Source organism: Cupriavidus sp. WKF15 (assembly GCF_029278605.1).
Lineage (GTDB): Bacteria > Pseudomonadota > Gammaproteobacteria > Burkholderiales > Burkholderiaceae > Cupriavidus.
Window position 1 is genome coordinate 252,320 of record NZ_CP119572.1, and the last position, 25,922, is coordinate 278,241.

The window sequence follows — 25,922 nt, forward strand, 5'->3', positions numbered from 1 at the left end:
CAAGGAAGCAAAGAATGCTGAAGGGAGTATATCTGCGGCGTGCCGGCCGGGCCGCATGGGTCGCCGTGGCGTGTGCCTTGCTTGCCACCCCCGCGCTGGCGCAAAAGCGCGCGCAGCCGGCGGCTGCGCGCGCGCCCCAGCCGCCGGTCATTCCGTCCGACCCGGACGACGCGTTCACCGCGCTGCGCGAAGCGGCGCGCAGGAACGATGCGGACCGCGCCTATGCGATCTCGGCGACGCTGGTGGATTACCCGATCCCGTCGTACGTCGAGTATTTCCGCATCAAGCCGCAGATGTTCGACAGCAGCGGCCTGGCGCGCATCGACGCGCCCGACGACCAGGTGCGCGCCTTCCTGCAGCGCTACAAGGGCGACGCCATTGCCGATCGCATGCGCAACGACTGGCTGCTGGTGCTGGGCAAGCGGCGCGACTGGGGCAGCTTCGACGCGGAGTACCCGCAGTTCGTGCTCAAGGACGACACGCAGGTCGAGTGCTACGCGCTGCTGTCGCGCGCACTCAAGGGCCAGAACGTGGCGGCCGACTCGCGCAACGTGCTCAATGATGTGCGCTACTACGGCGAAGGCTGTGTCGACCTGATCGGCTACCTGGTGCAGAGCCAGCAGATCCAGCGCAGCGATGTCGCTTTCCAGGCGCGCCAGGCGCTGGAGCAGAACCTGGTCACGCTGGCCGGCCGGATCGCGGCCACGGTGCCCGATGCGCGCATGGACGGCGACACACTGGCGACCATCGTCAAGATGGCGCGCAATGACCCGTCGCAGGCCGCGGCCTACCTGAGCGCCAGCGCCGGCACCCTGTCGCGCGACGAGCAGGGCGCGGCCTGGGGCGTGATCGGCCAGTATGCGGCCAAGAAGCTGTTGCCGGAAGCCGCCGGCTACTACCGCCGCCAGATGGACCTGGGCGGCAACCAGTGGCTGTCCGACGAATCGCAGGAATGGCGCGTGCGCGCGGCGCTGCGCCAGGGCGACTGGATGCAGGTGCGGCAGGCCATCGAGATGATGCGCCCCGAGCTGCGCGCCAAGGACCCGGCCTGGACGTACTGGTACGGCCGCTCGCTGAAGGCTGACGGCCGCGACGCCGAGGCCCAGCAGCAGTACCAGCAGATCGCCGGCCAGTTCAACTTCTACGGCCAGCTGGCCAGCGAAGAGCTGGGCAACCGCATTACGCTGCCGGCGCGCACCACGGTGAGCGATGCCGAGGCCATGGCCATGCGCAGCCGCGCGGGCTTCCAGCGCGCGCAGAAGCTCTACAACCTGAACCTGCGTTTCGAGGGCACGCGTGAATGGAACTGGGAACTGCGCGGCATGAACGACCGCGAGCTGCTGGCAGCGGCCGAGTACGCGCGCCGGATCGAGCTGCTGGACCGCACTGTCAATACCGCGGACCGCACGCGCGCCGAGCATGACTTCTCGCTGCGCTTCCCGATGCCCTACCGCGACATCATGCAGCGCGCCACCGACGACGTCGGCCTCGACATGGCGTGGGCCTACGGCCTGATCCGCCAGGAATCGCGCTTCATCATGGGCGCGCGTTCGTCGGCCGGAGCGCATGGCCTGATGCAGGTGATGCCGGCCACGGCCAAGTACGTCGCGCGCAAGATCGGCATGGCGGACTTCTCGCCGTCGATGATGGGTGACCCCAACATCAACATCCTGCTCGGCACCAACTACCTGAGCATGGTGCTGACCGACCTGGACAGCTCCTGGACGCTCGCGTCGGCGGCCTACAACGCCGGCCCGGGACGACCCAAGGCCTGGCGCAGCACGCTGTCGCGCCCGGTCGAAGGCGCCATCTTCGCCGAGACCATTCCGTTCAACGAAACGCGCACGTATGTGAAGAATGTGCTTTCCAACGCTACGTACTATGCTGCATTGATGAGTGGCCGGCCCCAGTCGCTGAAGGCGCGCCTGGGCCAGGTTGCACCGTTGGCGGTGACTACCACCAGCCTGCCCTGACCGGGTGCGCGCCCCGTCTCTTCGGGGCGCGTGCCATGACTGGCCTGCCGCCGCGTGCCGTTTTCCTTGCACGGAGGCATCCATGCAGACCAGCAATGTCCTGATCGTCGGTGGCGCCGGCTTTATCGGCAGCCATCTTGCTTCCCGGCTGGCCGGCGCAGCCTCGGCCTCCGGCGCGCCGCTGGAGCCCGGCTCCAATCCGGATTCCCCCATCGCGCCCGAGCGCATCGTGATCGGCACCCGCAACGTGGAGCATGCGCAGCACCTGCTGCTGTTGCCGCGTGTCGAGGTGGCCGAACTGGGGCTGGCCGACAATGCGGCGCTCGACGATGCGATCGGCCCGCTCGGCACGGACGGCATCGTCGTCAACCTCGTCGGCGTGCTGCACGGCGAGCGCGGCGATCCGTATGGCCCGGAATTCGCGGCGGCCCATGTGGAGATGGTGAGGCAGGTGGTTGCCTCGTGCCTGAGTACGGGCGTCCGCCGCCTGGTGCATATGAGCGCGCTGGGGGCCGACAGCAACGGTCCATCGATGTACCTACGGAGCAAGGGGGACGGCGAGCGCATCGTGCGCAGCAGCGGCCTGGACTGGACGATCATGCGGCCCTCCGTGGTCTTCGGCCCGGACGATCACTTCCTCAACCTGTTCGCACACATGCAGGAAATGGCCCCAGTGGTGCCGCTGGCCTGCGCGCACGCGCGCTTCCAGCCCATCTACGTGCAGGATGTGGTGCAGGCCTTCGTCAATGCCATGGTCACGCCGGCGACCATCGGCCGCGGCTATGACCTGGGCGGACCGCAGGTCTACACGCTGGAAGAGCTGGTGCGCTTTGCCGGGCGCGCGTCGGGCCACCCGCGCCCTGTGATTGCGCTGCCCGACGCATTGGCGCGGGTGCAGGCCGCGGTGATGGAGCACATGCCCGGCGACACGCTGCTCTCGCGCGACAACCTCGATTCGATGCAGCTCGACAATGTGCTGCACGAACCGATGGCCGGCGAGCTTGGCCTGCAACCTGTCGGACTGGAAGCCGTGATGACCGACGTACTGTCCGGCCGCAACCGGGACGCGCAGCTCACGGTCATGCGGGCAAGCGTGCATCGCTGATCCGCGCTGGCGCTTGTGACCAGGATTCACAGCGGTTGCGAGCGCTTTTCGCTTTGAGGCGCATCACTGCGCTGGCAGAATGACTGATTCGGCGCGCCGCAGCATGCTGGCGCGCCGGTTCCCGGGCAAGCGGCGCCATGCTGTCCGGCAACCTCTTCCCATCCCGCCCCCCAAGGATCCTGCGATGAAGCTTGTCATCGGCAACAAGAATTACTCGTCCTGGTCGCTGCGCCCGTGGCTGCTGATGCGCCATGCCGGCATTGATTTCGAAGAAGTGCAGGTACGGCTGTTCGTCGGCAGCTTCGCCGCCGAGATCGCGCGGTATTCACTGGCTGGCAAGGTGCCGGTGCTGGTGGACGGCGACATTCAGGTGTGGGACAGCCTGTCGATCGCCGAATACCTGGCCGAGCACTTTCCGGAAAAGGCGCTATGGCCCGCCGGCCGCGCCGAGCGCGCCTATGCGCGCTCGATCTGCGCCGAGATGCATGCCGGCTTCACGAACCTGCGCAACCAGTTGCCGATGAACGTGACCGCGGTACTGCCCGGGCGCGGCTGGAACGTGGCGGTGCAGCGCGAGGTGGACCGCATCGCGCAGATCTGGACCGACCTGCGCGCGCGCCATGGCGATGCCGGGCCGTTCCTGTTCGGCGCCTTTACGATCGCCGACGCGTATTTCGCGCCGGTGGTCAGCCGGTTTGCGACGTATGGCATCCACCTGCCCGATGCGGCCAAGGCGTATGCGGACTTCATGCTGGCGCTGCCGGCCATGCAGGAATGGGTCGCCGGTGCGCACGAAGAACGCGACTTCCTGGCTGACGACGAGCCATATCGGCTGGCGCCCGAGCGCGCCGACGCGATTATCATCAACCACTGAGCGCCGCATCGGCGGCGCACCATAGCGAGACCAAGACAATGCAGGTGTACGCCGTCGGCGGCGCAATCCGCGACGAACTGCTGGGCAAGCCCAGCCAGGACCGCGACTATGTCGTGGTGGGGGCCACCCCGGCCGCGATGGAAGCCGCCGGCTACAAGCCGGTCGGCAAGGACTTCCCGGTGTTCCTGCATCCGCGCACGAAAGAGGAGTACGCGCTGGCTCGCACCGAGCGCAAGACCGCCATGGGCTACAAGGGCTTTGCGTTCTACTGCGAGCCCGATGTCTCGCTCGAGGACGACCTGGTGCGGCGCGACCTGACCATCAACGCGATGGCGCGCGCGGTCGATGCCGATGGCAACCTGGTCGGCCCCGTCATCGATCCGCACGGCGGGCAGCGCGACCTGGCGGCGCGGCAGTTCCGCCATGTCTCCGATGCGTTTGCCGAAGATCCGGTGCGCATCCTGCGCGTGGCGCGCTTCGCCGCACGCTTCCACGAGTTCACGGTCGCACCCGAGACCGTGGCGTTGATGCGCAGGATGGTGGACGCCGGCGAGGTCGATGCGCTGGTGTCCGAGCGCGTCTGGCAGGAACTCGCGCGCGGGCTGATGGAGGCGCGGCCGTCGCGCATGTTCGAGGTGCTGCGCGAGTGCGGCGCGCTCGCGCGCCTGCTGCCCGAGCTGGACCGGCTGTGGGGCGTGCCGCAGCGCGCCGACTACCATCCCGAAGTCGATACCGGTGTGCATGTAATGATGGTGATCGACTGCGCCGCCGCCATGGGTACGCCGCTTGCCGTGCGCTTCGCCGCGCTGGTCCATGACCTGGGCAAGGGAACGACGCCTGAAGACGTGCTGCCGCGTCATCTGGGGCACGAGGGCCGCAGCGTCGAGCTGCTCGAAGAGGTCTGCAAACGCCTGCGCGTGCCTAACGACTGCCGTGACCTGGCGGTGGTGGTGGCGCGCGAGCACGGCAATATCCACCGCTGCCTGGAATTCGGCGCTGCCGCGGTGACGCGCCTGCTCGAGCGCTGCGATGCACTGCGCAAGCCCGCTCGCTTTGCCGATGCGCTGCTTGCGTGCGAGGCTGACAAGCGTGGCCGCAAGGGCTTCGAGTCCGACACCTACCCGCAGCGCAGGTGGTTGCTGGCCGCGCTGGAAGCAGCCGCCGGCGTCGACGCCGGAGCCATCGCGAAGGCGGCGGCCGATGACGTCAGCCAGATCAGGGAACGTGTGCACGCGGCGCGCGTGCAGGCCGTCGCGGCGCGCCTAGATCAGCTTGCCGATCACTAGCGCCAGCAGCGACAGCAGGATCGTCGAGGCGAACGGCAGCATGTAGTCGCGCCCGAACAGGCGGAAGCGCACATCGCCGGGCAGCCGGCCGATGCCGAGCTTCTGCAACCATGGCAGCGCTGCCGACAGCACGACCACGCACAGGAAGATGGTGAGTGTCCAGCGCAGCATGGCGGCAATGGCTCAGAGCGTGTGGCAGCGGTCGCCGCGGGCAAAGCCGGCGAGCGGCTCGCTGTCGTCCAGGCCGCGGGTCAGCGCGATCACCTTGAACAGCTCGCCCATCTCGGCTTCGGACAGCAGCTTCTGCACGGCGTTGGCGGCCGGCAGGAAGGCGCGCGTGTCGGACGGGTCCAGCGTCATCAGCAGGTCGGTGATACCGGCGTTCATCAGGAAGCGCGCCTGCGAGGTGAAGCCCGCCACGGCCAGGCCGGCATCGACGGCGGCATGCGCGATGGCGCTGAAGTTGACGTGCGCCGTGATGTCCTGCAGCCCCGGATACAGGAACGGGTCCGGATGCGCGTGATGGCGGTAGTGGCACATCAGCGTGCCGCCGCTGCGCTGCGGGTGGTAGTACTCGCCGGACGGGAAGCCATAGTCGATGAAGAACGCCGCCCCGCGTGCCAGCATGGCGCCCACGGCGCGCACGAAGCCGTCGGCCTCGGCATGGGTTTCGGTGACGATGTCGTGGTCGCCCGGCATGGCGTGCAGCGCATCGGGGATGTCGTGCGCGGGAACCAGCCGGTCTTCGAATGTGAAGGCATGCGCGGCGGTGCTGTCATCGCCCGTGACGGAGCGTGCAGCGCCGCGTTCATGCCACCGGCCGCCCGTGCGCGCGAACAGGCGCACCGGCATCGCGTCCAGCACTTCGTTGCCGACGATGATGCCCTCGAAGCGCTCGGGCAGCGTGTCCAGCCACTGCACGCGCGGCGCCAGGTGCGGCGCGTGCCGGGCCAGCGTGTCCTGCTGGCGCGCGCGCAGTTCGCCCGACAGTTCGACGATGCCGTAGGACTCGGGCAGTTGGCCTTCCTGTTCCAGCGCCAGCAGCAGGTCGGCCGCCAGGCGGCCGGTGCCGGCGCCGAATTCGAGCATGCGCGGCAGGCCCTGGGCCAGCAGCGGCGCGAACTGGCGCGCGAGCGTGCGGGCGAAGAACGGGGTCAGTTCCGGCGCGGTGATGAAATCGCTGCCGTCGCGCGCATCGCGCCCGAATTTGGCGGCGCCGCCGCTGTAGTAGCCCAGCCCGGGCGCGTACAGCGCCAGCGACATGTAGCGGTCGAAGCCGATCCAGCCGCCGGCCGCATCGATGCTTTCGCCGATCAGGGTGGCCAGCGAGTCGGAGGCGGCCAGCGCATCGGCGGGGGGAAGGGGTAAACTAACGGCTTTCTGCATGCCTCGATTGTAGCAATGCCCGAATCGAATCAACCTGCCGGCGCACCGGCCCGGACGCAAGCCGCAGCGGCGCATGGCGTGGCCATCGTCACCGGCGGCGCGCGCCGGCTTGGCCGTGCCATCGCGCTCGAACTGGCCGCACAAGGCTGGGACGTGGCCGTGCACTGCCACCGCTCGCGCGACGAGGCCGAAGCGCTGGCTGCCCGGATCCGCACCATCGGCCGCCGCGCGGCAGTGCTGCAGGCCGACCTGGCCGACGAAGCCGCCACCGCGAAGCTGATCGCTGACTGCACCGCCGAGATTGGCGTGCCGATCTGCCTCGTCAACAACGCTTCGCTGTTCCAGTACGACGTTGCCACCAGCTTCTCATATGCGTCGCTGGACACGCATATGCGCACCAACGTGGCGGCGCCGCTGCTGCTGGCGCGTGAGATGTACAAGGCACTAAGCGCCGATGCGGCCGCCGCCGATCCGCGTGGCGTGGTGATCAACCTGCTCGACCAGAAGCTGGACAACCTGAACCCGGATTTCCTGTCGTACACGCTGTCCAAGGCCGCGCTGCAGACCGCCACGGTGCAGCTGGCCCAGGCCTTCGCCCCGCGCCTGCGCGTGGTGGGCGTGGCGCCCGGCATCACGCTGGTGTCGGGCGAGCAGTCGGAACAGAGCTTCCGCCGCGCCCACCGTGTCACGCCGCTGGGCAAGTCGTCGACCCCCGAGGACATTGCCCAGGCCGTAGCCTACCTCGCGCGCGCGAACGCCGTGACCGGCACCACGCTGTACGTCGACGGTGGCCAGCACCTGATGCCGCTGGCGCGCGACGTGATGTTCCTGACCGAATGATGTGACCCAGCTGCCGCGCCATCGCACTGGCGCGGCAGACCTCCCTCCCGAATTACCTTTCCCGCCTGCCATGACCATGCTCGCCGCCCTTACCCATCCCAGCCTGCAAGACTGCCGCCGCATGTTCTTGCGCAATTACGAAGTCCAGATCAATATCGGCGTGCACGAATTCGAGAAGAAGGGCGAGCAGCGCGTGCTGATCAATATCGACCTGTTCGTGCCGCTGGCCGCGAGCACGCCGCAGGCCGACAAGCTCGAGGAAGTGGTCGACTACGATTTCATGCGCAACACCGTGGCCGAGCGCATGGCGCAGGGCCACGTGCACCTGCAGGAAACGCTGTGCGACGACGTGGCCCGTGCCATGCTCAAGCACCCGAAGGTGCGCGCCGTGCGCGTGTCGACCGAGAAGCCGGATGTCTACCCGGACTGCGATTCGGTCGGCGTGGAAGTCTTCCACATCAAGCAGGGCTGATCCGTCCCGGGTAAAATCTTGGCCCTTCCGAGCCGTCCGGCCATTTCATCCGGGCGGCCGCAATGATCAGGTATGTCTCATGAGCCACTCCAATAACTTCTACCGCCTCGAGACGAGGCTGCAATCGCAAACCGGCAAGGCCATCGGCGACTTCGGCATGATCGAGGACGGCGACACCGTGCTGGTCTGCATGAGTGGCGGCAAGGACTCGTACACCATGCTGTCGGTCCTGATGGCGCTGCAAAAGCGCGCGCCGATCCGCTTCAAGCTGATCGCGATGAACCTGGACCAGAAGCAGCCCGGTTTTCCCGAGCATGTCTTGCCGGAGTACCTGAAGAAGCTGGGCGTGGAATACGTGATCGTCGAGGCCGACACCTACTCGATCGTCAAGGAGAAGGTGCCCGAGGGCAAGACCACCTGTTCGCTGTGCTCGCGCCTGCGCCGCGGCGTGATCTACCGCACGGCCAAGGAGCTCGGCGCCAACAAGATCGCGCTGGGCCACCACCGCGACGATATCGTCAACACCTTCTTCCTGAACATGTTCTTCGGCGGCAAGATGAAAGCCATGCCGCCGAAGCTGGCCACGGACGATGGCGCGCACGTCGTGATCCGCCCGCTGGCGTACTGCGCCGAGAAGGACATCGCCGCCTATGCGCGCGCGATGGAATTCCCGATCATCCCGTGCAACCTGTGCGGCTCGCAGGAAAACCTGCAGCGCAAGAAGGTCAGCGAGATGCTGCAAGGCTGGGAGCGCGAGAACCCCGGCCGTATCGACAACATCTTCGCGTCCCTGCGCAACGTGGTGCCGTCGCACCTGGCCGACACCGACCTGTTCCCGTTCACCGGGCTGGCCACGGGCCTGGCCAAGGTGGACGAGGCTTCGCTGTTCGGTGAGACCACCTTCACGCAGCAGCCGCTGGTGTTTGCAGGCAGCAGCGACGAGAACCGGATGGAGTTCGTGCGCTTCGAGCGCCCCGGGCAGGCACCCGCGGCCGCCCCGCAGGCCAGCGCCGAGTAATCCTGCCAGCGGCAAGCGAACGCCCGCGTTCTCACGCGGGCGTTTTGCCTTGGGGCTTCGGGCGCGCGCTATGGATTGGCCGCCTGAGCCGTGTTGCCCTGGCGCTCGCGCATCAGGCTGTGGGTGTCGTCGATCCATTTCTGGAAGCGGTCCACGGCATGCGCCTTCTGCCTGGGGGTGGTGAGGTTGGCGATCGTCATGGCCAGCGCCACGCCGGCCTGGTTGTTGGCATCGTAGCTCGCTGCGCGAGTCTGGCCCGGCGGGTGTTGCCACTGGTCGCCATAGCGGCGCAGCAGTTCGACCACCTGCGCCTTGGGCGGACGCGTCTGCTGGACCTGGCGCGCCAGCGCCAGCCATTCCTCCTGTCGCCGCAGCCGCTCCGCGTAGCGCGCCTGGACGCCTTGCATCGGCGGGCCCATGGCAGCATGGATGGCCTTTTGCTGCTCATCGGAGAAGCTTCCGTAGATCAGCTTCGCGTAGTCCATCACCTTGTTGAAGCGCGCCGCTTCGCGGTCCTCGGCGTTGCCGCTCAGGAACTTCTTGCGGTATTTGGTGTTGGCCTCATCGAACTTCCTTTCAATCCGGTCGATTTGCGCTGGCGTCAGCGTGAGCAGCAGGTCCGCCACGTCCGGGATGGCCTGGTCGAATGACTGACGGGCCAGAAGCAGGCCGGATTCCCGGAGCTGCGCGATGGCCGGCGCGCTGACCGGCTGCTGGACCTGGTCGCGGGCCTGGGTCAGCAGCGCCGAAATTTCAGGCAATTGAGCCTGCCGGTGCCAGGCAAAGAAGCGTGCGATGGCATCGCGCATGGGCGGCTCCTGGGCGCCACTGACGTCGACATAGTGGTCGATCCACCAATAGGCCAGCCGGTCGCCCTGCTGGTACCCGGTCTTCATCGCGCTGCAGGCGCAAAGGATCGCCGTGGCAAATATTGCCAATAAGCGGCATAGCCAACGATTGTGAAAATCGGAAACAGGGGCGTATTGGGCAGAAATCGTCATGTTAAAATCGCCGCGCATCTTGCCAGGGTTGCCCGACCGCCCGCAAGCCCAGTCCTGGCAACGGTTTGGGCGGCTCCGCTAAAGGCGAAAGCCAGCGGGCGAAAGCCAGCGCCGCCGGGCTCGCGAAGGCCGGTTGTCGAACATACGGCTGGTGCTTTAAAGAATATATTTCCCGATACACGCGCCAAGGGGTCTCCTTGTGAATATCGTCATTCTCGCCGCTGGCATGGGCAAGCGGATGCATTCCGATTTGCCCAAGGTCCTGCATCCGGTTGCGGGGCGTCCGATGCTCGCTCATGTCATCGATACGGCACGCACCTTGTCGCCGTCGCGGCTGGTTGTCGTGGTCGGTCACGGCGCGGACCACGTGCGCGAGGCCGTGGCTGCCGACGACGTTACCTTTGCCGAGCAGGCCCGGCAGCTCGGGACCGGACATGCGGTGATGCAGGCACTTCCTCAATTGGACGACAGCCTGCCCACATTGGTTCTCTACGGCGACGTGCCGCTGACCACGGCGGCGACGCTCAAGTCGCTGGTCGATGAAGCCGGCGATTCCCGCTTCGGCGTTCTGACGGTCGAGATGCCGGATCCCACCGGATACGGCCGCATCGTGCGCGACGCGGCGGGCAGCATCGTCCGGATCATCGAGCAGAAGGACGCCAGCGAGGCCGTCCGCGCGATCCGCGAGATCAATACCGGCATCATCGTGTGTCCGACCGGCCACCTGCGCCGCTGGCTGTCCACATTGCGCAATGACAATGCCCAGGGCGAGTACTACCTGACCGATACCGTCGAGCGCGCGGCGGCCGAAGGCGTCGAAATCGTCTCGGCACAGCCCGCGGCGCTGTGGGAGACGCTTGGTGTCAACAGCAAGGTCCAGCTTGCCGAGGTGGAGCGCATCCACCAGCGCAACCAGGCCCAGCGCCTGCTCGAAGCCGGCGTGACGCTGGCGGACCCGGCGCGCATCGACGTGCGCGGCGAGCTCAGCTGCGGCCGCGACGTCACGATCGACGTCGGCTGCGTGTTCGAAGGCCGTGTGCACCTGGGCGACGGCGTGCAGATCGGCGCCAACTGCGTGATCCGCAATGCCACCATCGGTGCCGGCGCGCAGGTTCAGCCGTTCTGCCATATCGACAGCGCGAAGATCGGCGCGGATGGCCGCATCGGCCCTTATGCGCGGCTGCGTCCGGGTACCGAACTCGGCGAGGACGTGCATATCGGCAACTTCGTCGAAGTGAAGAACTCGCAGGTCGCGGCGCACAGCAAGGCCAACCATCTGGCCTATGTGGGCGATGCCACGGTGGGCTCGCGCGTGAATATTGGCGCCGGGACCATCACCTGCAACTATGACGGTGCGAACAAGTTCCGCACGGTGATCGAGGATGATGTCTTTATCGGCTCCGATACGCAGCTGGTGGCGCCCGTGACGGTGCGCCGCGGCGCGACCATCGGTGCGGGCACCACGCTGACCAAGGAAGCGCCGGCCGACAAGCTGACGCTGTCGCGCGCCAAGCAGATGACGGTCGCGACCTGGCAGCGGCCGGTCAAGCAGCCGAAGCAGTAAGCAGTGAGTGCGGCCGCCGCGCAAGGCGGCCATCGGGCAACACAAGACGGGGCCGCAGCGGTTGCGGCCGTACCAGCGCGGCAGCAACGGCTGCCGCCGGGATTGAAAACAGGCGCCGGTGTCGGCGCCGACCACGGGGGTACAGCATGTGTGGCATCGTCGGCGCGGTTTCCACGCGCAATATCGTTCCGGTCCTGATCGAAGGCCTGCGCCGCCTGGAATACCGCGGCTATGACTCCTGCGGCGTGGCCGTGGTGCGCGAGGCCTCTGTCGAGCGCGCACGCACCGTGTCGCGCGTGGCGGATCTGGATGCCCAGACGCAGGCATCGGGCCTGGCCGGCACCACCGGCGTGGCGCATACGCGCTGGGCCACGCACGGCAAGCCCGACACCGTCAACGCGCACCCGCACCTGTCCGGCGAGACCATCGCGCTGGTGCACAACGGCATCATCGAGAACTACGAGCCGCTGCGCGAGGAACTGCGCGCGGTTGGCTATGGCTTCGAGTCGCAGACCGACACCGAGGTCGTGGCCCACCTGATCCACCAGGCCTACAGCTACCCGAGCAGCGCCACACGCGGCGACCTGTTCGCGTCGGTGCGGGCCGTGACCAAGCGCCTGCACGGCGCCTACGCCATCGCCGTGTTCGCCAAGGACCAGCCCGAGCGCGTGGTCGGCGCGCGCGCCGGCTCGCCGCTGGTGGTGGCGCTGGGGGACGGCGAGGCCTTCCTGGCGTCCGACGCGCTGGCCGTGGCCGGCACCGCCAACCGCATCATCTACCTGGAAGAGGGCGATGTCGTCGAAGTCACGCGTGAGGGCGTGACCATTCGCGATGGCCACGACCACCTGGTCGAGCGCGAGGTGCGCGTGGTCGAGGCGCATGCCGCCACGGTCGACCTTGGTCCGTACCGCCACTTCATGCAGAAGGAAATCTTCGAGCAGCCGCGCGCACTCGGCGACACGCTTGAAGGGATCGATGGCATTTCGCCGGCGCTGTTCGGCGACCGGGCGGCGGAGGTCTTCCCCGACATCGACAGCGTGCTGATCCTGGCCTGCGGCACCAGCTACTACTCGGGCTGCACGGCCAAGTACTGGCTCGAAAGCATCGCCAAGATCCCGACGCAGGTCGAAGTGGCCAGCGAGTACCGCTACCGCGAGACCGTACCGAATCCGCGCGCGCTGGTGGTTGTGATTTCCCAGTCCGGCGAGACCGCCGACACCATGGCCGCGCTGCGTCATGCGCGCGCGCTGGGCCATACCCACACGCTCTCGATCTGCAACGTGGCGACCAGCGCCATGGTGCGCGAGACCGAAATGCGTTTCCTCACGCGCGCCGGCACGGAAATCGGCGTGGCCTCGACCAAGGCCTTCACCACGCAGCTCGCGGCGCTGTACATGCTGACGCTGGCGCTGGCCAAGGTGCGCGGCTTCCTTTCCGAAGAGGCCGAGGCCAAGGACATGGCCAACCTGCGTCACCTGCCCGCCGCGCTGCATGGCGTGCTGGCGCTCGAGCCGCAGATCATCGCGTGGTCCGAGGAGTTCGCGCGCCGCGAGAACGCGCTGTTCCTGGGCCGCGGCAAGCATTACCCGATTGCGCTCGAAGGCGCGCTCAAGCTCAAGGAGATCTCGTACATCCATGCCGAGGCCTATCCCGCGGGCGAACTCAAGCACGGGCCGCTGGCGCTCGTGACCGAGGCGATGCCGGTGGTGACCGTGGCCCCGAACGACGCGCTGCTGGAAAAGCTCAAGTCCAACATCCAGGAAGTTCGCGCGCGTGGCGGGCGCCTGTATGTGTTCGCCGACAGCGACACGCACATCCAGTCGACGGACGGCATCCAGGTGATCCGCATGCCCGAGCACTATGGCGACCTGTCGCCGATCCTGCACGTGGTGCCGCTGCAGCTGCTGGCGTACCACACCGCATGCGCGCGCGGCACCGATGTGGACAAGCCCCGGAATCTGGCGAAGTCGGTGACGGTGGAGTAAGCCGGGGCAGCGTCCTTTCAGCAGCAGGAAGCTGCCGCTAAATGTTCAGGGGCCCCGCTTGCGCGGGGCCCCTGTTGTTTTTTGTCCGGGACTTTCAGGATTTCCCGAAGGCCAGCCGGCGCGAACCTACCTGGCGTCGGGCCGGGATGCCCGGCATGTCTTCACGCCCAGAAGGCTGTAGGCCGGGCAGATGCGCGCGATGCCCGTCACGAGCGGAAGGATGCCAATCCATCCCCAGGCACCTATGCTCCCGGTTGCGGCAAGGACAATCAAGGCCAGGCCAATGACAATCCGGAGAACCCGGTCGACGGTTCCAACATTTGCTTGCATGGCAGGCTCCAGGACAATGTGAGATCGGTGGGTGAGTTGCGGGATGTTTCCGCCGCCCGGCGCGCGTTCGCCAGTGAGGCGGAGGTTGTTGAACCACTATCGTCCCTTGCCGGCCATCGGCTCTTGATCTGGCGCAATCACCAGGCAAGGTCAGGGCGCGCTCAGGCTCGCCGCAGGCTGGATGCTGTCCTCTCGGCGATCTCGAACACAGCCATGCCGGCCACCATCGCGGCCACGAAGCCAACGGCCTTCGGATAACCGGCCCCAAGCGCCACCAGCGCCGGACCCGGGCAAAAGCCGGCCAGGCCCCAGCCGACGCCAAACGCCGCGCTGCCAAGCACCAGGCGCAGTGTCACGGCCGTGCTGGCCGGCAACTGCATGGGCAGCCCGAGCAACGAGCGCTTGCGGCGCCTGGCCACCAGGAAGGCGACCGAGCCGATGACGATTGCGCCCGCCATCACAAAGGCCAGCGACGGATCCCAGCTTCCCGCGAGGTCCAGAAAGCCCAGCACCTTGGCCGGATTGGCCATGCCGGAAACCATCAGGCCAATGCCGAAGAGCAGGCCTGCCAGCAATGCGGTAACGACTGTCATCTCAGCCTCGGATCAGGTGCCGTTGCACGAAGACGGTCAGGAATCCCGCCGCCATGAAGGTCAGCGTGGCGACCAGCGAGCGGACCGAGCCGCGCGAGATGCCGCACACGCCATGGCCGCTGGTACAGCCGCTGGCATAGCGGGTGCCAAGGCCCACGAGGAAACCGGCGATCATGATCTCGCCCCAGCCCGCCTGAATGTCCGCGACGGCCGGCCTGCCAAGCAGACCGGCCAGTACCGGGGCAGCGAAGAGGCCGGCAAGGAAGGCAAGGCGCCATGCCATGTCGCGGCGCGGCAGGTTCAGCAGGCCGCCAAGGATGCCGCTGATGCCCGCGATGCGTCCGTTGCATAGCGCCAGCACGGCTGCCGCCGCCCCTATGATGAGTCCGCCGGCCAGCGACAGGCCGGGCGTGAAGCTGGCAAGGTCAATCAACATGTTGGCTCCGGAGCGGGATTGGCACAGAACTGTTCATAGAGGACACCCATGACGGCAAGTGCCTGCGCACTCGCCACCGAGTAGTAGATGTTCTTGCCGTCGCGGCGCGTGGCCACCAGGCCGTTCTCGCGCAGCACGCCAAGCTGTTGCGACAGCGTCGGCTGCCGGATGCCGAGTTGCGCCTCCAGGTCGCCAACGGGCAGTTCGCCCTGGGACAGACGACACATCAGCAGCAGGCGATCGGGATTGGCCAGCACCTTGAGCAAGGCACACGCCTGGGTCGCGGCGGCTTGCATGATGCTGAGGTCGATATCGGGATGGGGCTGGTTCATAGGATGGCTACAGTTGCGTAGCCTATATTATATTAAAACATAAACTATGTATGGATAGATCGAGTCGTCCGCCGGTCGCTTGCATGATTAAAGTGGCGGCAGTAGGATCAATCGGACCGGGGCAGCTGCCTGCCCGCCAGTGATTCCAGCCTTATGCAAAGAAAGACTTTCCGGGACATGCAATGCCCGATCGCGCGCAGCCTCGAGCGGGTCGGGGAGTGGTGGAGCATCCTGATCCTGCGCGAGGCGTTCTACGGCGCCACACGCTTCGATACGTTCCAGAAGAACCTCGACATCGCCCCGAACATGCTGACGCGCCGCCTGAACGGGCTCGTGGAGGAGGGGCTGCTTGAGCGGCGCCAGTATTCCGAGCGGCCGCCGCGCTACGAATACGTGCTGACCGACTGCGGGCGTGATTTCCAGCCCGTGATGCTGGCGATGCTTGCCTGGGGCAACAAGCATTTCGCGCCTGAGGGCGTGAGCGTGCAGCTTGTCGACAAGGCGACCGGGCAGCCGGTCGAGCCCGTGCTGGTCGATGCCGCCAGTGGTGCGCCGGTAGACCTGGCGCGCCATGCCATTGCCCCGGGGCCGGCCGCCGGCGAAGGCGTGCGCCGGCGCCTGGCGGATGCTGCGGCATACCTTTCGTCGCAGCCCGCCGCAGAGCAGGCGGAGGGCAGCTGACCTGGCCGGCCGTCACGCTCCCGGCGGTTACCAGCCACCGCCCAGCGCGCGGAACGCGGCCACCGCGGCGCGTGCGTTGTCGGCGCTCACGCGTGCCTGCTGGTCGCGCGCGGCCAGCAGCTGGCGGTCTTCTTCAAGCACTTCGAACAGGCTGACTGCGCCGCCTTTGTAGGCGTCTTCCGCCGCGCCGCGTGACCGTGCCTGCGCATCGACCTCCACGGCCAGGTCCTGGCTCTGCAGTGCCAGCTGGGTCAGCGTGACGATGGCGTTTTCCACATCCTCGGTGGCACGCAGCATCGCCTTGCGATAGACCGCGAGCGCCTCGGCATTGGCGCCGCGCGCCTGGGCCACTTCGGCATCGACGCGGCCGAAATCGAACAGGCGCCAGCGCAGGCCCGCCATGGCCGCCGGCTGGAACGTGGCCGCGGTGAACATCTTGCCCGCCGACAGGCTTTCAAAACCGAGCAGCGCCGACAGCGAGAGCTTGGGGTAATACTCCGCCGTGGCCACGCCGATGCGCGCGCTCGACGCCGCCAGCCGGCGTTCGGCCGCGATGACGTCGGGGCGGCGCTCCAGCAGCGCTGCCGGGCCCTGCGCCAGCGGAATCTGCGGCACCACAGTGCGTGGACCCAACGCAGCCAGTTCCGCGGCATACGTGCCGGGCACCGCGCCCATCAGCACGTCGAGGCGGTTGAGTTGCGTGTCGAGCTCGATCTGCAGGGGCGGGATGGTCACCCGGGTTTGCGCGAGCCGCGCTTCGGCCTGTGCCCGTTCGCGCTCGGCGCCGATGCCGTCGGCCAGGCGCAGCTTCACCAGCTCCAGCAGCCGCGCATTGGTCTGGACCTGCTGCTGCGCAATGGCGATGCGCTGCTGCGCGCCGCGCACGCGGAAGTAGGCGTCGGCGGCTTCGGCGGCCACCAGTACGCGCACGCCCATGTGTTCGGCCTCGGCGGCCTGGGCTTCGGCGCCGGCGGCCTCCGAGCCGCGCCGCAGGCCGCCGGCGACGTCGATCTCCCAACTCGCGCCCGCGCCCACGTTATAGAGCGTGTTGTTGCGCTCGAAGCCGGGGTGGGCGCTGGCCAGCTTGCCGAGCGGGCTTTCCAGCGACTGGCGCTGCCGCGCGACGCTGGCCGATAGCGATCCTTCCGGCAGCAGCGCGGCGCCAGCGAAATCAGCTGCCGCACGCGCCTGGTCGACGCGCGCCACCGACGCGGCCAGGTCCAGGTTCTGCGCAAGCGCGCGCTCGATGATCCGGGTCAGTTCGGGATCGTCGAATCCTTTCCACCAGCTATCCAGCGCGGGGGCTGCCGTCGCTGCGTCGCGCGTCTGAAAGTCGACGGCATGCGCGTACTTGGCCGGCAGGTCTGCCGGCGGCGTGCGGTAGTCGGGACCGACCGCGCAGGCGGCCAGGCTGGCGGCCATAGCCGCAGCGGCCAACGCCGCGAGGCCGCGCCCGAAGCGCTGTGCCGGTGGGAAGGGATGCCCTTGCGTCATTTCATACACCTCTCGTTCGTGACCTTTGCGACACAATGCAAAATTAACTTGCATGATGCTAGTGACAACTCTAGACTAACTTTCAAGTTGATAGCAACCCCCGATTGCAGGGACTGACGAACATGCGGAAGAAGCCACTGGACAACGCGCCTTGCCCGATCGCCCGGACCGTGGCGCGTATCGGCGACGCGTGGAGCGTCCTGATCCTGCGCGAAGCGTTCTACGGTACGGCGCGCTTCGACGAGTTCGAGAAGAGCCTCGGCATCGCGCCGAACATGCTTGCCCGCCGGCTTGGCGCCCTGGTCGAAGAAGGGCTGCTGGAGCGGCGCAGCTACTGCGAGCGGCCGCCGCGTTTCGAATACGTACTGACGCCACGCGGCCGCGATTTCCGTCCCGTGCTGCTGACCTTGCTGGCCTGGGGCAACCGCCATTTCGCGCCCGAAGGCGAAAGCATCCAGCTCATCGAACGCGAGACCGGCGCGCGCGCCGAGCCGATGCTGGTCGACGCCGCCAGCGGGCGCGCGATCACCGAGACCACCCATGTGCTGTTGCCCGGCCCCGCCGCCAGCGAGCGCATGCGCGAGCGACTGTGCCGCGCGGCCGGTGAGCGGCCCATGCCCCCGGTCAATTCGAATACCCCCGACCCTGAGTGCTGAAAGGAAGTGCGATGACAAGCAACACCATGACCGAACGCGCGGGCGAGCAGCCCGTACCCGCCGTCAGGACGCGGCCCAATCCGAAGCGGCTGCTCGCGGCCGGTGCACTGCTGGTCGCGGGACTGGCTGGCATCGGCTACGGCTATCACTGGTGGACGTCCGCGCGCTTCGTGCAAAGTACCGACGATGCTTATGTAGGTGGTGACGTCACCGTGATCGGCGCCAAGGTCGGCGGCTATATCGCCGAGGTCGCGGTGACGGACAACCAGCAGGTGCATGCGGGCGACGTGCTGGTGCGCATCGATGACCGCGACTATCGCGCCGCGCTGGCCAAGGCCGAGGGCGCGGTAGCCGCGCAGCAGGCGCTGCTGGAAAACCTGGACGCCACGCAACGGTTGCAGGAAGCCGTCATCGGACAGGCCCGGGCCGGGATCTCGGCCGTCAACGCCGATACCGTGCGCGCGCGCCAGGACCAGGTGCGCTATGCCAGCCTGGTCGAGAAAGCGGCGGTATCGATCCAGAGTTCGCAGAAGGCCGACGCCGACTACAAGCAGGCGGTGGCCAACGGCGAGAAGGCGCAGGCCGCGCTGCTGGCGGCGCAGCGTCAGCTCGAGGTGATCGGCACGCAGAAGCTGCAGGCCAGGGCGGCGCTGGCGCAGGCGATTGCCGAGCGCGACATTGCCAGGCTCAACCTCAGCTATACCGAGTTGCGTGCGCCCGTGGATGGCACGGTCGGCAACCGTCGCGCGCGCGTGGGCGCCTACGCCGGCAACGGCAGCCAGCTGCTCTCCATCGTGCCGGCCAGTGGACTGTGGGTGGATGCGAATTTCAAGGAAGGCCAGCTCGCGCACATGCGCGCCGGCATGCCGGTCACGATCGAGGCCGACGTGCTGCCGGGGCGCGTCTTCCACGGCCATGTGACCAGCCTGGCGCCGGCCACCGGCGCGCAGTTCAGCGTCCTGCCGCCGGAGAACGCCACCGGCAACTTCACGAAGATCGTCCAGCGCGTGCCGGTGCGCATCGAGCTCGACGACAAGGATGCCAGGCTCGGCACCTTGCGCCCGGGCCTGTCCGTGATCGCGCAGGTCGATACGCGCGCGCCGAAGCAGGTGCAATGATGAGCACCGCCACCCTGGACCGGCCGGCCGCCGCGCCAGCTGCCGTACTGCCGTCGCCCGCTGCGCTATCCACATCGGCCAAGGTCTTCGCCTTTGCCACCATGTGCGTGGGCATGTTTATCGCGCTGCTCGACATCCAGATCGTTTCCGCGTCGCTGCGCGATATCGGTGGCGGCCTCTCGGCGGGCGCCGACGAGACGGTCTGGGTACAGACCAGCTACCTGATCGCGGAGATCATCGTCATCCCGCTGTCCGGATGGCTGGCGCGCGTGATGTCGACGCGCTGGCTGTTCGCCGTCTCCGCCGCGGGCTTCACGGTGACCAGCCTGCTGTGCGGCGTGGCGTGGAATATCCAGAGCATGATCGCGTTCCGCGCGATGCAGGGCTTCCTGGGCGGCTCGATGATCCCGCTGGTGTTCACCACCGCGTTCGCGTTCTTCGCCGGGCCGCAACGCGTGATCGCCGCGGCGACCATCGGCGCGCTGGCCTCGCTGGCGCCCACGCTCGGCCCGACCATCGGCGGCTGGATTACCGACAACTTCTCGTGGCACTGGCTGTTCTTCATCAACCTGGTGCCTGGCGTCTTCGTCACGGTGGCGGTACCGATGCTGGTCAAGGTCGATCAACCCAACTGGAAATTGCTGCGCGGTGCGGACTATCTCGGCATGACGCTGATGGCCCTGTTCCTGGGCTGCCTGGAATACACGCTCGAGGAAGGGCCGCGCTGGGACTGGTTTGGCGACGAGGTGATCCTGGCCACGGCGTGGATTGCGGGCCTGTCAGGGATCGCTTTCCTGTGGCGATCGCTGACCTATGCCAATCCCGTGGTAGACCTGCGCGCGCTGCGCGACCGAAATTTCGCGCTTGGCTGCTTCTTCTCGTTCGTCACCGGCATCGGCATCTTTGCCACCATCTACCTCACGCCGCTGTTCCTGGGGCGCGTGCGGGGCTTCAGCGCGCTGGACATCGGCCTTGCCATCTTCTCGACCGGCGTGTTCCAGGTTGCGTCGATTCCGTTCTATGCGTTCCTGGCCAACCGGGTCGACCTGCGCTGGCTGATGATGTTCGGTCTCGGGCTGTTCGCGCTGTCGATGTGGTTCTTCGCCCCGATCACGCACGACTGGGGTGGTGCGGAACTGCTGTTGCCGCAGGCGCTGCGCGGCATGGCGCAGCAGTTCGCGGTGGCACCGACGGTCACGCTGACACTGGGCAGCCTGCCGCCGGAGCGGCTCAAGCTGGCGTCCGGGCTGTTCAACCTGATGCGCAATCTTGGTGGGGCCATCGGCATCGCGGCCTGCGCCACGGTGCTTAATGACCGCGGCAATCTGCATTTCCTGCGCGAGGCGGAACACCTGAATATCCGCAATGAGGCGATGGGGGCGTTGCTGCAGGGTGTCGGCAACCAGATGCTCGCGGCAGGCCACGATTTCGCCGACGCGCAGAGCGCGGCGCTCCGGCAATTGTGGGCACTGGCCTGGCGCGAAGCGCAGACGCAGACGTTCAGTGACGCGTTCCTGATCGTCATGGCGTGCTTCGTGATCGCCACGGCGATGGCGCCGCTGATGCGCAAGGTCGCGCCGCCGAAGGCGCCATCGGCCGATGCGCACTGAGACTGAGCGACAAGACCCGGAGTTCCCGCCATGAAGCCTTACCGCATGATGCAATTGACCTGTGCAGCAATGCTGGCCTTGTCCGCCTTCACCATGGCGCGTGCCGACACTGACCGGCCGCGCCAGACCGGCGTGTCCTGCGCGCACGCCGGCAATACCTACTGCTCGGCGCCGCAGCCAGCTGCCGATGCCGCGTCGCAAACGGCGCGGACTGGCACGCGGGCGGAAGACTGACGGATCTCTTGCGTGCAGGAATCCGATCCCAAAAATCATACATGGACCTCGCCGCGCGGGTGGCGGATTGCCTGACAGGCGGCGTCTGCGACTTGTGACTTGCGCGCGCCGCGGCGCAACGCCGGGTGCCCGTCCAGCACTTCGTGCACGAGCGTCACGAAGGCCCGTGCGGCCGGCGACAACGAGTGGCCGGCAAGCGACACCACGCCATAGGGCGCGCGCAGATCCGTGGCGGGACGCAGCGGCAGTGCGACCGCCTGCCGGTCTGCCTGCAGGCCTGCCATCATGGCGCGCGGCACCAGTACCACGGTGTCGGTCGATAACATCAGCGTGCGCAGCGCATGCATGTCGTCGCACGTGACGGTCAGCATGCTGCCGGGCGCGCCTTGCGCATTGCGCTGGTCTTCGGCGAGCCTGCGGCTGAAGAACTCGCTGATGCCGTAGGGCAGGCGCGGCCCTGCCACCGGGTATGCGGTCAGCGCGGCCAGGTTGACTGCGCGGCGGCGGGCAAGCGGGTGCGTGCCGCGCACGAAGAACGCCGTCTGCAGCGCAGGCAAGCGCTCGATCTGCAGGTGTGGCAGTTGCGCCAGGCTCTGGCTCTCGCCGACGAAGACATCAAGCCGCTCCGCCTCCAGCGATTTCAGCATGGTGCGCGTGTCGGCGGTTTCCAGGTCGATGCGCAGCGTGGGGTGGCGCGCGACCAGCGCCGCGAGCACCGGCTCCAGCAGGAACGAGGCCGCGAATGGCCCGAAGCCGATGCGGATCTCACCGATCTCGACGTCCTGCAGCATCTGCAGGTCGCGCCTGAGTTCGCGGCCTTCACGCAGCATGCGCCGCGCGCGTTCGAGCACCATCGTGCCAGCCGCTGTCGGCCGGGCCTTGCCGTAGCCGCGGTCCACCAGCGCGCCCAGGTCGGCTTCGAGCGTCTGGATGCTGCGTGTCAGCGCCGGTTGCGACAGGTGCAGTGCATCGGCCGCGCGCGCGAAGCTGCCTTGCTCGATCAGCGTGACGAAGTGATGGAGTTGGCGCAAGCTCATGAAATTTAGTATTTATGCATGGAAATCTGAAAAATATTGCATTGGACGTATTTTCTCAAGCCGCGTAGCTTGTCTCCAGACCAAGAAAACCAAGTACATCCATACCGGAGACAAGGCATGAACCGACGTACGCTGCTGGCGTTCACCCTGAGTGGCAGCATCACCCTTTTCGCCGCCCCGGCGCATGCGCAAAACTATCCCGCCAAGCCGATCCGCATCGTGGTGCCCTATGTCGCGGGCGGCGGGACCGATACGGTGGCGCGCGCGCTCGCCGAGAAGCTCGGCAAGCGGCTCGGCCAGCCGGTGGTGGTGGACAACAAGGCCGGCGCCTCGGGCATCATCGGCACGGACGCCGTGGCCAAGGCCACGCCGGACGGCTACACACTGCTGGTGACCATCACCCAGACCGTCCTGACCAACCAGTTCCTGTTTGCCAAGCTGCCCTACGATCCGCGCAAGGACCTGTCGATGGTCAGCGTGCTGGCGGATGCGCAGCTCGTGCTGGTGACGAATCCGTCCTTGCCGGCGCGCACGCCGCGCGAGCTGGGCGACTATGCGCGCACGCGGCCGGGCAAGGTGAGCTATGCATCGTGGGGCATGGGATCCTATTCGCATCTGAGCGGCGCGTACTTCAGCAAGCTTACGCATGCCGAGTCCACGCACGTGCCCTACAAGGGCGAGGCGCCGATGCTGCAGGACCTGTTGGGCGGCCAGGTCCAGTTCGGCTTCGCGAGCATCCTCACGGCCAAGCCCTATATCCAGAGCGGCAAGCTCAATGCGCTCGCGGTGACGGGCACGCAACGCAGCGGCGTATTGCCCGACCTGCCTACCTTCGCGGAACTGGGCATGAACGACAGTGCGTTCAAGACGGTGGGCTGGATCGGCATGGCCGCACCCGTCGGCGTGCCGCCGGCGATCACCGCGAAGCTGGAGGAAGAAGTGCGCGCGATCCTGCAGACACCGGACATGCAGTCGCGCATGGTGTCGCTGGGCCTGCGCCCGCTGGGCAGCACGCCGGCCGAGGCACAGGCGATCTTCGCGCGCGACTGGCCCGTGCTTAAGATGCTGGTGGCGGACTCGGGGGCGAAGCTCGACTGATATGAAGCCTGAAGCGCCTTGTCTGCTGCATGACTTCGCCATCTTCTCGTCGAAAAGAGCTGACGTTGCGGCCGGTCTTTTCGATGGCATGGGCCGGCTGATTCGCAGTTACGGTGCCTCACGTAATTTCTGCGGATTGATAATCGCGGCGAAAATCAGAACCATACGCATTCTCGATAATCGATGCGGCAAATGGCGATTCCCCGCGCATTTTGTCGTGCCGCTTGATGTCGCGCCAATCATGGCTACCATGAAAATAGGCCGGCGCCCAAGCCGGAATGATGGAACAAGGAGAAACAGGATTTTCAGCCCCGGGGGATGGGAATAAGCCATGAAAACGGACAAGAAGGTCATCCAGCTCCTCAACGCCCAGCTCAAGCATGAACTGACCGCGATCAACCAGTATTTCCTGCACGCGCGCATGTACCGGCACTGGGGCATCAATGCGCTCGGCAAGCACGAATACGAGGAATCGATCGAGGAAATGAAGCATGCCGACAAGCTGATCGAGCGCATCCTGCTGCTCGACGGCCTGCCGAATCTGCAGGACCTCGACAAACTGCTGCTCGGCGAAAACACCGAGGAAATGCTGGCCTGCGACCTCAAGCTGGAACAGGTTTCACAGGCCAGCTGCAAGGATGCGATCAAGTACTTCGAATCGGTGGGCGATTACGTTTCGCGCGAGGTCGTGGTCGACATCCTGGAAGCGACCGAAGCGCATATCGACTGGATCGAATCGCAGATCGAACTGATCGGCAAGGTAGGCATCCAGAACTACATCCAGTCCGGCATGGGCGGCGTCGAGTAGCCGCGCCGCGCGCACGACGCCTGCAGACTTTCCGATTTCCCGCTACACTGCGCCCCGCAACACAATTTGTCCCCGGACCTTTCGTCCACGGCGGGGTGGCAGAGTGGTGATGCAACGGCCTGCAAAGCCGTTTACGACGGTTCGATTCCGTATCCCCGCCTCCAGTTTCCTTCGGCGCGCTTCAACGCCGGATGCTCGCGGTGCCGTGAAGCGGCGCCCGCACTCTTTTTTCCCCTTTGCATATCACCTCTCCGGGAGCCATGCCTGTACCTCGCATCGATTGCAGGCGACCGGTTTACGCGTTGTTCCCGTCTGGAACAACGCCGCTGTTTGAGGTACTGTGACGGCGCGGCCGCGCGTCGACGCACGAAGTGCGCTTCACGCTGCGGCAGTGACAACCATGCAGGGCTTCCGTGGTGTTGCCGTATTCAAGTGACGCAAAAATAGAGGCTCCAGATGATTCAGAATCTGCGAATCCGGGCGGCGCTGCCACCGGATGCGCCAGCGGTTGGTGCGGTGCTGGAACGCTGCAGCCAGCCAACCGATGATGTGCTCCGGTTGCTGGAGCACTTCCACGTTGCCGTGCATGAAGCGCAGATTGTCGGCTGCGGTGCCGGCGAGCGCTTTGGCGACACCGTGGTGATCCGCTCGGTCGTGGTGCTGCCGGAATTTCGCGACCAGGGCGTGGCCACCCACGTGGTGCGCGCCGTGCTGATGCGCGCGCGCGCCAACGGCGTCAGGCGCGCGGTGCTGCTGACCCCGACCTGCCCGAGCTATTTCGCACGCTACGGCTTCACGCTGATCTCCGCAGCGAACCTGCCGGCCGAGGTGCTGTCGTCCAGGGAGTTCCACCGTCATACCGACACGCCGCCGCTTTGCATGTGCTGCGAGCTGACCTGAAGCCGGGCGCGTAAGCGTCCGGCAAGTTTTTCCCAGAACCCGGAATATCAGGCGTGCCGCGCGGCGGGCACGCCAGGATGGTCCTCGTCGCGGCAGACGCTGATCTCCACGGTCACGTGCACGAGTTCCTCATGCACGGACAGCGTCTTGCGCACGCGCTGCGGCGTCAGCGCAGTGTCATGCGTGACCAGGCAGACGATGCACGCGAACTGCTGCTTGCCGACGCGCCAGACATGGAGATCGGTGACGCGCGTGGCATCGCGGTCATCCTCGGCGTGCTCGAATTCCGCCAGCACCTCGCGCACTTCGTCGACCACCGGGTGATCCATCTCGCGATCCAGCAGTACGGTGCCGCTCTGGCGCAGCAGCCCGAGTGCCCAGCGGCCTACCAGTGCGGCGCCGACCAGGCCCATCACCGGGTCCAGCCAGCTCCAGCCCAGCCACCAGCCGCCGGCCAGCGCGATGATGGCCAGCACCGATGTGGCGGCATCCGCCAGCACGTGCAGGTAGGCGGAGCGCAGGTTGATGTCGTGATGGTGCCCATGCCCATGCGCGTGGTCGTGATCATGGTGGTGTCCGTGCCCGTGATGATCATGATGTGCGCCGCCGAGAATCAGTGCGCAACCCAGGTTCACCAGCAGCCCCAGCGCCGTGATGGCCATGGCTTCGCGATAGTGGATGGCTTGCGGACTGAACAGCCGCTCCACCGAGCCGATCGCCATCAGCGCAGCCACGCCCAGCAGGAACACGGCACTGGCGAAGCCGGCGAGCACTTCAATCTTCCATGTGCCAAAGGCAAAGCGCGCATCCGACGCATAGCGGCGGGCGGCCGCGTAGGCAAACGCCGTCATGCCGATGGCCAAGGCATGCGAGCTCATGTGCCAGCCATCGGCCAGCAGTGCCATGGAGTTGAACCACCATCCGGCGGCGATTTCCACGACCATGGTGACGGCCGTGATCAGCATGACCAGCCGGGTGCCACGCTCGGCGGCATGGTTGCCGGTGTCGAAGACGTGGCTGTGGGTCCACGAGGAGAGATTTTCTGTATGCATGGTCGTGCGAAAGCGTTCGGGCAAGGCAGGGAACGCGGG

Annotated in this window: 28 protein-coding genes and 1 tRNA gene; 19 read left to right on the top strand and 10 right to left on the bottom strand. The window is 66.8% G+C overall.

What is annotated here, in order from left to right:
* Window positions 1-14: 14 nt before the first annotated feature.
* From CupriaWKF_RS01175 to CupriaWKF_RS01190, 4 genes are all read left to right on the top strand, one after another.
* Entirely contained in the window at window positions 15-1,973 is a 1,959-nt protein-coding gene (locus CupriaWKF_RS01175) for a lytic transglycosylase domain-containing protein (RefSeq protein WP_276099230.1), read from the top strand.
* 82 nt (window positions 1,974-2,055) lie between these two features.
* Entirely contained in the window at window positions 2,056-3,078 is a 1,023-nt protein-coding gene (locus CupriaWKF_RS01180; protein WP_276099231.1) for a complex I NDUFA9 subunit family protein, read from the top strand.
* A gap of 184 nt (window positions 3,079-3,262) precedes the next feature.
* Window positions 3,263-3,952 (top strand): glutathione S-transferase family protein, encoded by a 690-nt coding sequence (locus CupriaWKF_RS01185; protein WP_276099232.1) that lies wholly within the window; start codon window positions 3,263-3,265, stop codon window positions 3,950-3,952.
* A 38-nt stretch (window positions 3,953-3,990) separates the two neighbouring features.
* Window positions 3,991-5,238, top strand: coding sequence for a multifunctional CCA addition/repair protein (locus CupriaWKF_RS01190; protein WP_276099233.1), 1,248 nt, complete (start codon window positions 3,991-3,993; stop codon window positions 5,236-5,238).
* Here CupriaWKF_RS01190 and CupriaWKF_RS01195 read toward each other — a convergent pair.
* Window positions 5,215-5,409, bottom strand: a complete 195-nt coding sequence (locus CupriaWKF_RS01195) for a DUF2905 domain-containing protein (protein WP_276099234.1) — start codon at window positions 5,407-5,409, stop codon at window positions 5,215-5,217. The genes CupriaWKF_RS01190 and CupriaWKF_RS01195 overlap by 24 nt on opposite strands.
* A 12-nt stretch (window positions 5,410-5,421) precedes the next feature.
* Window positions 5,422-6,624 (bottom strand): SAM-dependent methyltransferase, encoded by a 1,203-nt coding sequence (locus CupriaWKF_RS01200; RefSeq protein WP_276099235.1) that lies wholly within the window; start codon window positions 6,622-6,624, stop codon window positions 5,422-5,424.
* Between the two features lie 15 nt (window positions 6,625-6,639).
* Here CupriaWKF_RS01200 and CupriaWKF_RS01205 point away from each other — a divergent pair, with 15 nt between their 5' ends.
* The 3 genes from CupriaWKF_RS01205 to ttcA all read left to right on the top strand — a co-directional run bounded on the left by CupriaWKF_RS01205 (window position 6,640) and on the right by ttcA (window position 8,954).
* Window positions 6,640-7,464, top strand: a complete 825-nt coding sequence (locus CupriaWKF_RS01205) for an SDR family oxidoreductase (protein WP_276099236.1) — start codon at window positions 6,640-6,642, stop codon at window positions 7,462-7,464.
* A gap of 70 nt (window positions 7,465-7,534) precedes the next feature.
* Window positions 7,535-7,936, top strand: a complete 402-nt coding sequence (locus CupriaWKF_RS01210; RefSeq protein ID WP_276099237.1) for a dihydroneopterin aldolase — start codon at window positions 7,535-7,537, stop codon at window positions 7,934-7,936.
* Between the two features lie 79 nt (window positions 7,937-8,015).
* Window positions 8,016-8,954, top strand: a complete 939-nt coding sequence (gene ttcA / locus CupriaWKF_RS01215) for a tRNA 2-thiocytidine(32) synthetase TtcA (protein WP_276099238.1) — start codon at window positions 8,016-8,018, stop codon at window positions 8,952-8,954.
* Between the two features lie 68 nt (window positions 8,955-9,022).
* On the opposite strand, the gene CupriaWKF_RS01220 is transcribed toward ttcA, so the two are convergent.
* Window positions 9,023-9,850, bottom strand: coding sequence for a DUF6279 family lipoprotein (locus CupriaWKF_RS01220; protein WP_276099239.1), 828 nt, complete (start codon window positions 9,848-9,850; stop codon window positions 9,023-9,025).
* 304 nt (window positions 9,851-10,154) lie between these two features.
* Between CupriaWKF_RS01220 and glmU the strand changes: the two genes are divergently transcribed.
* Together glmU and glmS are read left to right on the top strand one after the other, a co-directional pair.
* On the top strand, window positions 10,155-11,519 hold the full coding sequence (gene glmU / locus CupriaWKF_RS01225; protein ID WP_276099240.1) for a bifunctional UDP-N-acetylglucosamine diphosphorylase/glucosamine-1-phosphate N-acetyltransferase GlmU: 1,365 nt from the start codon (window positions 10,155-10,157) through the stop codon (window positions 11,517-11,519).
* 146 nt (window positions 11,520-11,665) lie between these two features.
* The gene (gene glmS / locus CupriaWKF_RS01230) at window positions 11,666-13,504 is read left to right on the top strand and encodes a glutamine--fructose-6-phosphate transaminase (isomerizing) (RefSeq protein WP_276099241.1); all 1,839 of its coding nucleotides are present in this window, start codon (window positions 11,666-11,668) and stop codon (window positions 13,502-13,504) included.
* Between the two features lie 126 nt (window positions 13,505-13,630).
* Here the strand turns inward: glmS and CupriaWKF_RS01235 are convergent, their stop codons facing one another.
* The 4 genes from CupriaWKF_RS01235 to CupriaWKF_RS01250 all read right to left on the bottom strand — a co-directional run bounded on the left by CupriaWKF_RS01235 (window position 13,631) and on the right by CupriaWKF_RS01250 (window position 15,195).
* A complete protein-coding gene (locus tag CupriaWKF_RS01235; protein WP_276099242.1) occupies window positions 13,631-13,834 on the bottom strand; it encodes a DUF2892 domain-containing protein in 204 nt (67 codons plus the stop codon).
* 161 nt (window positions 13,835-13,995) lie between these two features.
* Entirely contained in the window at window positions 13,996-14,427 is a 432-nt protein-coding gene (locus CupriaWKF_RS01240) for a YeeE/YedE family protein (RefSeq protein ID WP_276099243.1), read from the bottom strand.
* Between the two features lies 1 nt (window position 14,428).
* Window positions 14,429-14,863: a YeeE/YedE family protein gene (locus tag CupriaWKF_RS01245; protein ID WP_276099244.1), complete on the bottom strand. Its 435-nt coding sequence runs from the start codon at window positions 14,861-14,863 to the stop codon at window positions 14,429-14,431.
* Entirely contained in the window at window positions 14,857-15,195 is a 339-nt protein-coding gene (locus CupriaWKF_RS01250; RefSeq protein WP_276099245.1) for a metalloregulator ArsR/SmtB family transcription factor, read from the bottom strand. The genes CupriaWKF_RS01245 and CupriaWKF_RS01250 overlap by 7 nt, the downstream gene beginning before the upstream one ends.
* Before the next feature lie 177 nt (window positions 15,196-15,372).
* On the opposite strand from CupriaWKF_RS01250, the gene CupriaWKF_RS01255 reads away from it, so the two are divergent.
* On the top strand, window positions 15,373-15,876 hold the full coding sequence (locus CupriaWKF_RS01255; RefSeq protein ID WP_346348599.1) for a helix-turn-helix domain-containing protein: 504 nt from the start codon (window positions 15,373-15,375) through the stop codon (window positions 15,874-15,876).
* Window positions 15,877-15,903: 27 nt separating this feature from the next.
* Here the strand turns inward: CupriaWKF_RS01255 and CupriaWKF_RS01260 are convergent, their stop codons facing one another.
* Window positions 15,904-17,370: an efflux transporter outer membrane subunit gene (locus tag CupriaWKF_RS01260; protein WP_276099247.1), complete on the bottom strand. Its 1,467-nt coding sequence runs from the start codon at window positions 17,368-17,370 to the stop codon at window positions 15,904-15,906.
* A 122-nt stretch (window positions 17,371-17,492) separates the two neighbouring features.
* On the opposite strand from CupriaWKF_RS01260, the gene CupriaWKF_RS01265 reads away from it, so the two are divergent.
* The 4 genes from CupriaWKF_RS01265 to CupriaWKF_RS01280 are packed head-to-tail and all read left to right on the top strand — an operon-like array spanning window position 17,493 to window position 20,988.
* The gene (locus CupriaWKF_RS01265) at window positions 17,493-18,026 is read left to right on the top strand and encodes a helix-turn-helix domain-containing protein (RefSeq protein WP_276099248.1); all 534 of its coding nucleotides are present in this window, start codon (window positions 17,493-17,495) and stop codon (window positions 18,024-18,026) included.
* A gap of 11 nt (window positions 18,027-18,037) precedes the next feature.
* Window positions 18,038-19,144, top strand: coding sequence for an HlyD family secretion protein (locus CupriaWKF_RS01270; RefSeq protein WP_276099249.1), 1,107 nt, complete (start codon window positions 18,038-18,040; stop codon window positions 19,142-19,144).
* Window positions 19,144-20,754, top strand: a complete 1,611-nt coding sequence (locus CupriaWKF_RS01275; RefSeq protein ID WP_276100622.1) for a DHA2 family efflux MFS transporter permease subunit — start codon at window positions 19,144-19,146, stop codon at window positions 20,752-20,754. The genes CupriaWKF_RS01270 and CupriaWKF_RS01275 overlap by 1 nt, the downstream gene beginning before the upstream one ends.
* A 30-nt stretch (window positions 20,755-20,784) precedes the next feature.
* Window positions 20,785-20,988 (top strand): hypothetical protein, encoded by a 204-nt coding sequence (locus CupriaWKF_RS01280; RefSeq protein WP_276099250.1) that lies wholly within the window; start codon window positions 20,785-20,787, stop codon window positions 20,986-20,988.
* A gap of 35 nt (window positions 20,989-21,023) precedes the next feature.
* Here CupriaWKF_RS01280 and CupriaWKF_RS01285 read toward each other — a convergent pair whose 3' ends face one another.
* Complete coding sequence (locus CupriaWKF_RS01285; protein ID WP_276099251.1) at window positions 21,024-22,025, bottom strand: LysR family transcriptional regulator; 1,002 nt, start codon at window positions 22,023-22,025, stop codon at window positions 21,024-21,026.
* 117 nt (window positions 22,026-22,142) lie between these two features.
* On the opposite strand from CupriaWKF_RS01285, the gene CupriaWKF_RS01290 reads away from it, so the two are divergent.
* The 5 genes from CupriaWKF_RS01290 (at window position 22,143) to CupriaWKF_RS01310 (ending at window position 24,831) form a co-directional block, all read left to right on the top strand.
* Window positions 22,143-23,123: a tripartite tricarboxylate transporter substrate binding protein gene (locus tag CupriaWKF_RS01290; protein ID WP_276099252.1), complete on the top strand. Its 981-nt coding sequence runs from the start codon at window positions 22,143-22,145 to the stop codon at window positions 23,121-23,123.
* A 1-nt stretch (window position 23,124) separates the two neighbouring features.
* Entirely contained in the window at window positions 23,125-23,451 is a 327-nt protein-coding gene (locus CupriaWKF_RS01295) for a hypothetical protein (protein WP_276099253.1), read from the top strand.
* Between the two features lie 3 nt (window positions 23,452-23,454).
* Window positions 23,455-23,931: a bacterioferritin gene (bfr, locus tag CupriaWKF_RS01300; protein WP_276099254.1), complete on the top strand. Its 477-nt coding sequence runs from the start codon at window positions 23,455-23,457 to the stop codon at window positions 23,929-23,931.
* Between the two features lie 89 nt (window positions 23,932-24,020).
* Window positions 24,021-24,095: transfer RNA gene (locus CupriaWKF_RS01305), tRNA-Cys, on the top strand.
* Between the two features lie 292 nt (window positions 24,096-24,387).
* Entirely contained in the window at window positions 24,388-24,831 is a 444-nt protein-coding gene (locus CupriaWKF_RS01310; RefSeq protein WP_276099255.1) for a GNAT family N-acetyltransferase, read from the top strand.
* 47 nt (window positions 24,832-24,878) lie between these two features.
* Here the strand turns inward: CupriaWKF_RS01310 and dmeF are convergent, their stop codons facing one another.
* The gene (dmeF, locus tag CupriaWKF_RS01315; protein ID WP_276099256.1) at window positions 24,879-25,883 is read right to left on the bottom strand and encodes a CDF family Co(II)/Ni(II) efflux transporter DmeF; all 1,005 of its coding nucleotides are present in this window, start codon (window positions 25,881-25,883) and stop codon (window positions 24,879-24,881) included.
* Window positions 25,884-25,922: the final 39 nt, after the last annotated feature.

Excerpts from the sequence above, each read along its gene's own strand:
- CupriaWKF_RS01235 (WP_276099242.1), bottom strand. The coding sequence starts at position 13,834 with ATGCAAGCAAATGTTGGAACCGTCGACCGGGTTCTCCGGATTGTCATT.
- CupriaWKF_RS01275 (WP_276100622.1), top strand. The coding sequence starts at position 19,144 with ATGAGCACCGCCACCCTGGACCGGCCGGCCGCCGCGCCAGCTGCCGTA.
- CupriaWKF_RS01255 (WP_346348599.1), top strand. The coding sequence starts at position 15,373 with ATGCAATGCCCGATCGCGCGCAGCCTCGAGCGGGTCGGGGAGTGGTGG.
- CupriaWKF_RS01265 (WP_276099248.1), top strand. The coding sequence starts at position 17,493 with ATGCGGAAGAAGCCACTGGACAACGCGCCTTGCCCGATCGCCCGGACC.
- CupriaWKF_RS01205 (WP_276099236.1), top strand. The coding sequence starts at position 6,640 with ATGCCCGAATCGAATCAACCTGCCGGCGCACCGGCCCGGACGCAAGCC.
- CupriaWKF_RS01290 (WP_276099252.1), top strand. The coding sequence starts at position 22,143 with ATGAACCGACGTACGCTGCTGGCGTTCACCCTGAGTGGCAGCATCACC.
- CupriaWKF_RS01200 (WP_276099235.1), bottom strand. The coding sequence starts at position 6,624 with ATGCAGAAAGCCGTTAGTTTACCCCTTCCCCCCGCCGATGCGCTGGCC.
- CupriaWKF_RS01250 (WP_276099245.1), bottom strand. The coding sequence starts at position 15,195 with ATGAACCAGCCCCATCCCGATATCGACCTCAGCATCATGCAAGCCGCC.
- CupriaWKF_RS01260 (WP_276099247.1), bottom strand. The coding sequence starts at position 17,370 with ATGACGCAAGGGCATCCCTTCCCACCGGCACAGCGCTTCGGGCGCGGC.
- CupriaWKF_RS01295 (WP_276099253.1), top strand. The coding sequence starts at position 23,125 with ATGAAGCCTGAAGCGCCTTGTCTGCTGCATGACTTCGCCATCTTCTCG.
- bfr (WP_276099254.1), top strand. The coding sequence starts at position 23,455 with ATGAAAACGGACAAGAAGGTCATCCAGCTCCTCAACGCCCAGCTCAAG.
- glmS (WP_276099241.1), top strand. The coding sequence starts at position 11,666 with ATGTGTGGCATCGTCGGCGCGGTTTCCACGCGCAATATCGTTCCGGTC.
- CupriaWKF_RS01245 (WP_276099244.1), bottom strand. The coding sequence starts at position 14,863 with ATGTTGATTGACCTTGCCAGCTTCACGCCCGGCCTGTCGCTGGCCGGC.
- CupriaWKF_RS01190 (WP_276099233.1), top strand. The coding sequence starts at position 3,991 with ATGCAGGTGTACGCCGTCGGCGGCGCAATCCGCGACGAACTGCTGGGC.
- dmeF (WP_276099256.1), bottom strand. The coding sequence starts at position 25,883 with ATGCATACAGAAAATCTCTCCTCGTGGACCCACAGCCACGTCTTCGAC.
- CupriaWKF_RS01240 (WP_276099243.1), bottom strand. The coding sequence starts at position 14,427 with ATGACAGTCGTTACCGCATTGCTGGCAGGCCTGCTCTTCGGCATTGGC.
- CupriaWKF_RS01310 (WP_276099255.1), top strand. The coding sequence starts at position 24,388 with ATGATTCAGAATCTGCGAATCCGGGCGGCGCTGCCACCGGATGCGCCA.
- CupriaWKF_RS01280 (WP_276099250.1), top strand. The coding sequence starts at position 20,785 with ATGAAGCCTTACCGCATGATGCAATTGACCTGTGCAGCAATGCTGGCC.
- CupriaWKF_RS01175 (WP_276099230.1), top strand. The coding sequence starts at position 15 with ATGCTGAAGGGAGTATATCTGCGGCGTGCCGGCCGGGCCGCATGGGTC.
- CupriaWKF_RS01285 (WP_276099251.1), bottom strand. The coding sequence starts at position 22,025 with ATGAGCTTGCGCCAACTCCATCACTTCGTCACGCTGATCGAGCAAGGC.
- ttcA (WP_276099238.1), top strand. The coding sequence starts at position 8,016 with ATGAGCCACTCCAATAACTTCTACCGCCTCGAGACGAGGCTGCAATCG.
- CupriaWKF_RS01220 (WP_276099239.1), bottom strand. The coding sequence starts at position 9,850 with ATGAAGACCGGGTACCAGCAGGGCGACCGGCTGGCCTATTGGTGGATC.
- CupriaWKF_RS01270 (WP_276099249.1), top strand. The coding sequence starts at position 18,038 with ATGACAAGCAACACCATGACCGAACGCGCGGGCGAGCAGCCCGTACCC.
- CupriaWKF_RS01195 (WP_276099234.1), bottom strand. The coding sequence starts at position 5,409 with ATGCTGCGCTGGACACTCACCATCTTCCTGTGCGTGGTCGTGCTGTCG.
- CupriaWKF_RS01210 (WP_276099237.1), top strand. The coding sequence starts at position 7,535 with ATGACCATGCTCGCCGCCCTTACCCATCCCAGCCTGCAAGACTGCCGC.
- CupriaWKF_RS01185 (WP_276099232.1), top strand. The coding sequence starts at position 3,263 with ATGAAGCTTGTCATCGGCAACAAGAATTACTCGTCCTGGTCGCTGCGC.
- CupriaWKF_RS01180 (WP_276099231.1), top strand. The coding sequence starts at position 2,056 with ATGCAGACCAGCAATGTCCTGATCGTCGGTGGCGCCGGCTTTATCGGC.